10 protein-coding genes are annotated in these 7,413 nt (G+C 60.5%); 6 read left to right on the top strand and 4 right to left on the bottom strand.

The features are described 5' to 3' along the window. From ACEK02_RS18165 to ACEK02_RS18155, 3 genes are all read left to right on the top strand, one after another. Positions 1-1,003: helicase-related protein (locus ACEK02_RS18165; RefSeq protein ID WP_371422973.1), on the top strand; the 1,003-nt coding region annotated here is incomplete at its 5' end. Between the two features lie 24 nt (positions 1,004-1,027). After that, entirely contained in the window at positions 1,028-1,306 is a 279-nt protein-coding gene (gene infA, locus ACEK02_RS18160; protein ID WP_068733922.1) for a translation initiation factor IF-1, read from the top strand. A gap of 306 nt (positions 1,307-1,612) precedes the next feature. Beyond that, entirely contained in the window at positions 1,613-1,825 is a 213-nt protein-coding gene (locus tag ACEK02_RS18155) for a cold-shock protein (RefSeq protein WP_011474122.1), read from the top strand. Between the two features lie 151 nt (positions 1,826-1,976). Here ACEK02_RS18155 and ACEK02_RS18150 read toward each other — a convergent pair whose 3' ends face one another. From ACEK02_RS18150 to ACEK02_RS18135, 4 genes are all read right to left on the bottom strand, one after another. Continuing rightward, the gene (locus ACEK02_RS18150) at positions 1,977-2,603 is read right to left on the bottom strand and encodes a TadE/TadG family type IV pilus assembly protein (protein ID WP_371422972.1); all 627 of its coding nucleotides are present in this window, start codon (positions 2,601-2,603) and stop codon (positions 1,977-1,979) included. A 17-nt stretch (positions 2,604-2,620) separates the two neighbouring features. Beyond that, entirely contained in the window at positions 2,621-3,169 is a 549-nt protein-coding gene (locus ACEK02_RS18145) for a TadE/TadG family type IV pilus assembly protein (protein WP_371422971.1), read from the bottom strand. A gap of 175 nt (positions 3,170-3,344) precedes the next feature. Continuing rightward, positions 3,345-3,851, bottom strand: coding sequence for a pilus assembly protein N-terminal domain-containing protein (locus ACEK02_RS18140; RefSeq protein WP_371422970.1), 507 nt, complete (start codon positions 3,849-3,851; stop codon positions 3,345-3,347). A 914-nt stretch (positions 3,852-4,765) separates the two neighbouring features. Beyond that, positions 4,766-5,593 carry a sterol desaturase family protein gene (locus ACEK02_RS18135; RefSeq protein ID WP_371422969.1) on the bottom strand — a complete coding sequence of 276 codons (828 nt, stop codon included), beginning with the start codon at positions 5,591-5,593 and terminating at the stop codon, positions 4,766-4,768. A gap of 285 nt (positions 5,594-5,878) precedes the next feature. Here ACEK02_RS18135 and ACEK02_RS18130 point away from each other — a divergent pair, with 285 nt between their 5' ends. From ACEK02_RS18130 to cpaB, 3 genes are all read left to right on the top strand, one after another. Further along, positions 5,879-6,043: a Flp family type IVb pilin gene (locus tag ACEK02_RS18130; protein WP_371422968.1), complete on the top strand. Its 165-nt coding sequence runs from the start codon at positions 5,879-5,881 to the stop codon at positions 6,041-6,043. Between the two features lie 303 nt (positions 6,044-6,346). Beyond that, positions 6,347-6,871: a prepilin peptidase gene (locus tag ACEK02_RS18125; protein ID WP_371422967.1), complete on the top strand. Its 525-nt coding sequence runs from the start codon at positions 6,347-6,349 to the stop codon at positions 6,869-6,871. Between the two features lie 120 nt (positions 6,872-6,991). Beyond that, positions 6,992-7,413 (top strand): Flp pilus assembly protein CpaB (cpaB, locus tag ACEK02_RS18120; protein ID WP_371422966.1); only part of this gene is annotated, 422 nt, incomplete at its 3' end.

The following is a 7,413-nucleotide window of genomic DNA, read 5'->3' as shown; positions in this document are numbered from 1 at the left end:
GCTCGACGAAGCCGACCGCATGCTCGACATGGGCTTCATCAACGACATCCGCAAAGTCGTCGCCAAGCTGCCGATCAAGCGCCAGACGCTGTTCTTCTCGGCCACCATGCCCAAGGACATCGCCGATCTTGCCGAAGCAATGCTCAAGGATCCGGCCCGCGTCGCGGTGACCCCGGTCGCCTCCACTGTGGAGCGCATCAGCCAGCGTATCATGCTGGTCGATCACTCTGCCAAGCCGACGATCCTCGCCCAGATCCTCAAGACCGAGACGGTTGACCGCGCGCTGGTGTTCACCCGCACCAAGCACGGCGCCGACAAGGTCGTGAAGGGCCTCGAGCGCGCCGGCATCGCCGCCGCGGCAATCCACGGCAACAAGTCGCAGAACCACCGCGAGCGCACGCTCGCCCAGTTCCGCACCGGCGAAATCCGCACCCTGGTGGCCACCGACATCGCCGCCCGCGGCATCGACGTCGACGGTATTACCCATGTGGTGAATTTCGACCTGCCGAATATCCCGGAAACCTATGTCCACCGAATCGGCCGTACCGCACGCGCGGGACGCGAAGGCATTGCAATCTCGCTTTGCGCGGGCGAGGAAATGGCGTATCTGCGCGATATTGAAAAGTTGATCCGCATTTCGCTTCCGAAGGAAGACCGCCGCACCCCAGGCCGCAACGACGTGGGGCCGTCGCCTTCCCAGAACCGTGGCGGTCAGCGCAACGGTCGCTCCGCCCCGCACGCACCACGCAGCAATGACGGAGCGCCCGGCAAGAACGCGCGCAACCGTCGTCGCCCTCATGGCGGCAACGGTGGCGCATCGCAACCGAACCGCGACCATGGTCGGAACGAGAATGCGAGACACGAGAATGCACGGCATGAGCCGATCTCACGTCCGGCCAACCAGGCCGGAACTACGACTAAAGAAGGGATGCAGGGCGTTGCCTTCCTGCATCGCGAAAGCCGACCGAATACAACCCCGAACCGCACCCAGCGGCCACGCTAACAGCCGATCGATCTGGAGCTAACAATGGCCAAAGAAGAGCTGATCCAGTTCGAAGGACTGGTGACCGAAATCCTCCCCGATGCACGCTATCGCGTGCAGTTGGATGCAGGACACGAAATCGTCGCCTATACCGCCGGCAAGATGAAGAAGAACCGTATCAAGACGCTGGCCGGCGATCGCGTGACCATCGAGATGTCGCCTTACGATCTCGAAAAGGGGCGCCTGATTTTCCGCCACAAGGACGAGCGTCCCGGTGGTCCTCCGCGTGGTGCACCGCCGCGCGGTCAGTTCCGTCGCCGTTAAGCGCGTCGCGCACCTAAACTGTCGACAGTTGATACGGTAACGACAACCAATCCGCGCATCCGCTCTCTCGCGATGCGCGGATAGGTAAGCGTTCCTGACCATTCGTGCGCAATCAAAAAATCGTGCGCGTCAGGATTGTTTTGGGGGGGCGCTTCCCCTAATATGAGTTAATCGATTTTCGGCCGGACGACATTATCTATCCCCCGGTGCAGCCGGTCTAGACTGACGACCCTTCCAAAAATTCGATGTCACCAGCCCACATATGTTTCGTGGGCTACACTATATTCTTGAGAAGGGACTACCCCCATGAGCATGGGAACAGTGAAGTGGTTTAACGCGACCAAGGGCTTCGGCTTCATTCAGCCGGACGATGGCGGCAACGACGTGTTCGTTCACATCTCCGCCGTTGAGCGTGCCGGTCTTGGCACCCTGCGTGAAGGCCAGAAGATCAGCTACGAAATCGTTGCTGACCGTCGTTCCGGCAAGTCGTCGGCCGACAATCTCCGCGCCGCAGGCTAAACGATTGCTCGCGAGCTTCGTGCTTGCGCGTTGATCGACTGAATACGAAAAGGCCGCGCTCCTGAGCGCGGCCTTTTTGCTGAAGCATGATCCGGAAAGTGGATCGACGATCGCTCGCTGTAACTACAAAACGCAGCGTGTGCTCACCACCCTACGGCGTACAGCTCGTCACCATCACGACGCATGACGTTTGCCGCGGTCGCGTGTACATCGTATCCGCCAATGCGAGCCCGCCCTTCGGCACGACCCAGCCGATCGTCGGCACGTATTTATAGTTGGCCTCGCCGAGGATCAGATACTGGTTCGGCAGATAGTTCCCGTTGGCGTCCTTGACGATCAGGTCGGTGGGAACCGATACGATGTCTTTCACTTTCCTGACCACAACATTGCCATTCGCATCTTTCCCGGCGGGATAATCGCCGCGCGTCCACACCACCTTGGCGGTCTTGGTCGCCGGATCGATATACACTTGGCTGATTGACACCTGGAGCTGCGTCTTGTCGTAAGGCGTCAGCATCGCGTCGCCAATGATGAAGAAGTTCGACACATCGGTTTCCGCGAGCGTCGTGTAGCGCGAGGCCAGATCGGCCATGCCCTGTGCAATCTGGCTGACCTTGCGATCGATGGCAAAACCGTTGGACACGTCCAGCATGCCGAAGAACATCAGGAACATCAGCGGAATAATCATCGCGAACTCGACCGCGGAGACGCCTCTCGCATCGTCCCGCAACAGCAAAGCCTGCCGCCAGGCGGCCAGTGCTGCCATACGCACGCGCATTGTCCCGATCCTTGCCATCACTGCGGTCCGGTCGCCGCTGTCGCGGCCAGCAGGCGCTTGCTGCTCATCGTTCCACGACCGATATTGGCGATGTTGTAGCCGAGGCCGGTCACATAGAGCGGCCACTGATAGAAGCCGCGTACGACCACCGTCTTGCTGGTCGGACAGGCTGGCGGCTGGTAGACGAGATTCGTCGACACATAGTTGCCGCTGGCGTCGATCGGATCCGAAATCGTGATCGCTGTGCCGGCATCGTACGAGCGCACATCGATGTCGAGCTTGGTGCAATCCATCAGGGCCGATGCGCGCGCGCAGATCGACGTCTTAAAATCGACGGCTGTAGCTGCAGCGGAACACGTATAGACCGACCGCGCAGCATCCTGGACGCCGGTTTCAAGGACCTGTCCCGCCAGAAACACCATTCCGGTTTCCATGATGGCGAAAATCAACGCGAAGAAGACCGGCGCGATCATCGCGAATTCGACCGCGGCCGAACCGCTGCTGTTGCCGCCGAAACGGCGCAGCCGCCTGGCGAGTGTCACCATCGAAATCAACGGTCGCAGCATCTGCAGTGCCTCGGCGGGAGGGAAATAACTACCGCCGAGATGTATCGGAAACAGATTGTTGAAGTGTTTCGCCGGATCGAGACAAGACGGCTCGATGCGTTAGCCCGTTGTTAACCATGTCTCCGCCCACACCGCATGGGATGCGGCGTCATTCGCGCGTTTCCGAGATCGCAGGTCAGTTGCTGAGCTTGGCGGCGCTCCCTGCCGTCGTGGCCTGAGTGTTGAGAGTCCCGGCCTGACCGAGCGCGGATCTGAAGAAAGTGTCTCCGTCACCGAGCGTCACCCGCCTCTGACATTCCGGCTTACAGGTGTAAGTCTCGCGCTCGACACCACGATAGACGGTGACGAGTTTGTCGGTCGGACCTTCGACCTGGACCAGCCGATCCATCAGGACAGCACCCGTGCGATCCATGGCAATCACATTGGTGGCGCCATAGCCCTTGCCGGTCACCACGACCACGCCACCGGGCTGTAGGGTCACGTCAGCGATCAAGGGGTTACCGACCACGATGGTCGCGATCTTGTCAGGGAATTTGACGAGCTTGGCCTGATCGACAGTGACCGAGATCAGATCGTCCGCGGGGGCCGATAGCCCTCCAACAGGGAACAACATGACCCCGACTGCCAAGGCCTTGGCCACTAAAACCACGCGCGTGCGTGCGCGCTTCGACTGAAACGACATCCTGTACTCCGGGACGATACAAGCCGACAAAAGCAGATACGCAGCGGTGCCGGCGCCCGACATGGCAAATGTGCCGTTAATTGATGAAGGAACTGGAAATGATAGGGCGGATGACTGCGAAGCTCAGCCTCCCCGCGTCATTCCGGAGCAGGACGGACCGCGAAGCGGGCCGGACCGAGCCCGCAATGACAGCGTGGGGCGGGCTCGGCTCCTCACCCAGCGCAAACATTCTTCCTACCCACTATTGACAATATACCTAAATGGATTATGTTCCTTGCCATCCCGCCTCACTGAGAGGGGCGGCTCGCGATCGTCACGATACGCGGGGCGGGATGCGGTGGACGCCGGTGGTGTTCGAGACCGCGACGTGTGGGTGCCTTTCGCTCTTCGGAGCGAATGCCTGTGCCGAGCGGTCTGACGACCACACCATCTGCGTACGGCCCAAGTCGCGTTATCCCGGCGCATCGCCTTGCGCCATGGGGCAGCGCCAAGGCTTTCTCCTCGTACAGAGGGTGAGCGGCGGCGTGGAAGTCCCCTGGAGTGGTGATCCAACCGCAGGGTCGGTCACCAGGGGTAGACGCGAAGCGAGCCGTTAAAACTGCCGCGTACGGAACGCCGGGTTGTTTCCCGGTGACTCCGAAATCCTGGGCGCACTTGTTTGCCGAAGACGGCATCCAGCGCACGGGCCAGGGGTGCATCGGGCACCCGGCGTTCCGTGCGCCCTCTTGATTGGGGGCGAAAGGGAATGCTCACACCTCGGACGCCATTGGGCGCCGCGAGATCGCGAGCGCATGTTTTCAGGACCGCATGTTTCAGGACAGAGGCTGTTTGAAATTTGGATATGACGCGCCGGCGCCAGAGGCTTCCTCCCTCAAGCAGCGAAGCTGCGCAGTGGGAAGGGAGAAGAGAGTGCCCTACTGCTTGAACGGATAGGCCAGCTGGCCCGTGAATGCGGTCGGCAACGGCTCGCCGTCGACACCGTAATTGTCCGGCAGTTCACCCTTCGGCATGCGGAAGGTCCCGAACATGATGTCCCAGATCGGAAACGTGCCGGCGAAATTGGTGTTGCCGCCGCGCTCCAGCGAGGTGTGGTGCCAACGGTGAAACACCGGCGTCGCCAGCACATATCTGAACGGCCCAAGCGTCCAGTTCAGATTGGCGTGGACGAAAGCCGAGTGGAAGGTCGTGAACGGTCCGACCCATAGCATGATGTTCGGCGAGATACCGGCCATCAATAGCAGCACGTCGACGGCGACGGTGCCGAGAAACAGATTGACCGGGTGAAACCGTGCCGCGGAGATCCAGTCCACCTCTTCCGACGAGTGATGGATCGCGTGGTATTTCCAGAAGCCGCCGCCGTGATACATCCGGTGCAGCCAGTACAGCATGAAGTCGGACACCACGAGGAAGAAGATCGCCTGTGCCCAGAGCGGCATCTGCGCCAGCGGCCCGTGGCCGTTGTCGTAGAAGGCGATCAGTTCATCGGCATCGTGAATATTGAAGACGACGGCAGCGCCGGCCACGAGCAGTCCGATACGCACGACGCGGGTGATCAGCGGCACGAAGAACCAGTAGACCACGTCGGTCACGATCTCCGTCTTGCGCCACCAGTGCTTGCCCGGATTGCAGGCCCAGAAATGCGTCAGCACCGTAAAGACAACCGCCAGAACCAGCGTGATCGGCACCACCTTCATGATGGTCTCGCCGAACATATTCATGATGTCCATGGGCAGTGTAGTCATCGCGACCTCGCCGGATCCGGAGGCCAAGAGTTACCGCGCCATGCTTAACGAGGGATGAAGCAAGCAGGACACGCGCGGTGTCATCACACCCAAGTCATTCTAAACTCGTCTTAAGTAGGTATTTACCGTGCAAAAGAAGAGACAAATGCGACCGACTTTCATCAATCGAATTAACCGCACTGCAATTCCCCACTCCTAGTGTTCCCTCATGGTCACGGTGCTGAGAACGCCGGGGAGACCAGGCATCACGATCGACAGCCACGTGCACATATGGAGTTTTGTATTATGAAGAACCTCGTTTCGCGTTTCATCAAGGATGAATCCGGCGCCACCGCTATCGAATACGGCCTGATTGCCGCCGGCATCTCGCTGGCCATCATCGCGGTCGTTAACGGCCTCGGCACCAACCTGAACGCCAAGTTCACCTCGATCAACTCGTCGCTCAAGTAAGCAACGGTTTCGAGTGCATCAGAGGCTCCGGTTTCCGGAGCCTTTTTTGTTTCCGAACGCTGCTGATCGTCGGCCTCCAGGATCGTTCTGCGTATGAGACACCCGGACACACCCCGCTCCGTTCTGGAAGGACTGCAGCTTTCGCTGCGTGACCCTGCCGGCCTGGTCTGCGTCGCATTGATCCTCGCGCTGGCGGCCGTTGCGATTCGGATCGCCAGCGTTTGGTAAATTCTTTCTTGTTGTCCGATTGTTCATTTCTGCTGGCTAGGTTTTCCGTCGTCGCCGCAACGGGCTTCTGAACCCATGATCCTCGATTTAACGCGCCTCCTGCTGTTCCCGGGCCTGATGGCCTATGCGTCGATCAGCGACCTTTTCACGATGACCATTTCGAACCGCATCTCGCTGCTACTGGTGGCGGGTTTCGCCATATTGGCGGTCTTCGGCGGGATGGGTCTTCACGATGCGCTGTCGCATCTCGGCGCCGGGGCGACCGTGCTGGTGGTCGCTTTCGCCTGTTTCGCGTTCGGCTGGATCGGCGGCGGCGATGCCAAGCTCGCCGCAGCCGCGGGGCTATGGTTCGGCTTCGACCATCTCCTGAACTACCTCGTTTACGCCTCGCTGTTCGGCGGCGCGCTGACCTTGCTGTTGCTCCAGTTCCGGCAGTGGCCGCTGCCCTATGCGCTCGGTGGTCAGGCCTGGCTGATGCGTTTGCATCACAAGGAAACCGGCATCCCCTACGGTGTTGCCCTCGCCCTCGGCGCACTGCTCGTTTACCCGGACACCGACTGGGTGAGGACGGTCGACCTGGCGCGCTTCGCACTTCACTAGGATCTGAACTTTCTATTAACGCGATTTAGATACCGCTCATTAACCATGCTTTGACGAATAACTGGTCAACTCCCGTTACAGCGGCGGCAGCGTCGCGGCGTAATGTGGAAAGTGAAGCGTATGAATACCGCACGCATTGTGGTCCTCGCCATTGCACTCGGCGCTGGCAGTGTGGCGCTATATCTTGCGAGCACATCGGACACACCGCCGCCGCCCCAGGTCGCCGAAGCCCCGACAACCGACGTTCTCGTCGCCAAGGCCGATATCGCGCTCGGTCAGGCGCTTGGTCCCGACGATGTCCAATGGCAGTCCTGGCCCGCATCAGCGGCGAGCACCAACGTCATCAGCCGTAACAGCCGCCCGGACGCAGCGGCGCAAATCGCCGGCTCCATCGCGCGTTCGGCCTTCATTGCCGGCGAGCCGATCCGCGAACCGAAACTGGTGCGCGCCAACGGCGCTGGCTTCATGGCCGCCGTACTGCCGACCGGCATGCGCGCCGTCTCCACCGAAATTTCGCCGGAAACCGGCGCCGGCGGCTTCAT

Source organism: Tardiphaga sp. (assembly GCF_041424195.1).
Classification (GTDB): Bacteria; Pseudomonadota; Alphaproteobacteria; order Rhizobiales; family Xanthobacteraceae; genus Tardiphaga.
This window is presented reverse-complemented; position numbering and strand designations above follow the sequence as displayed.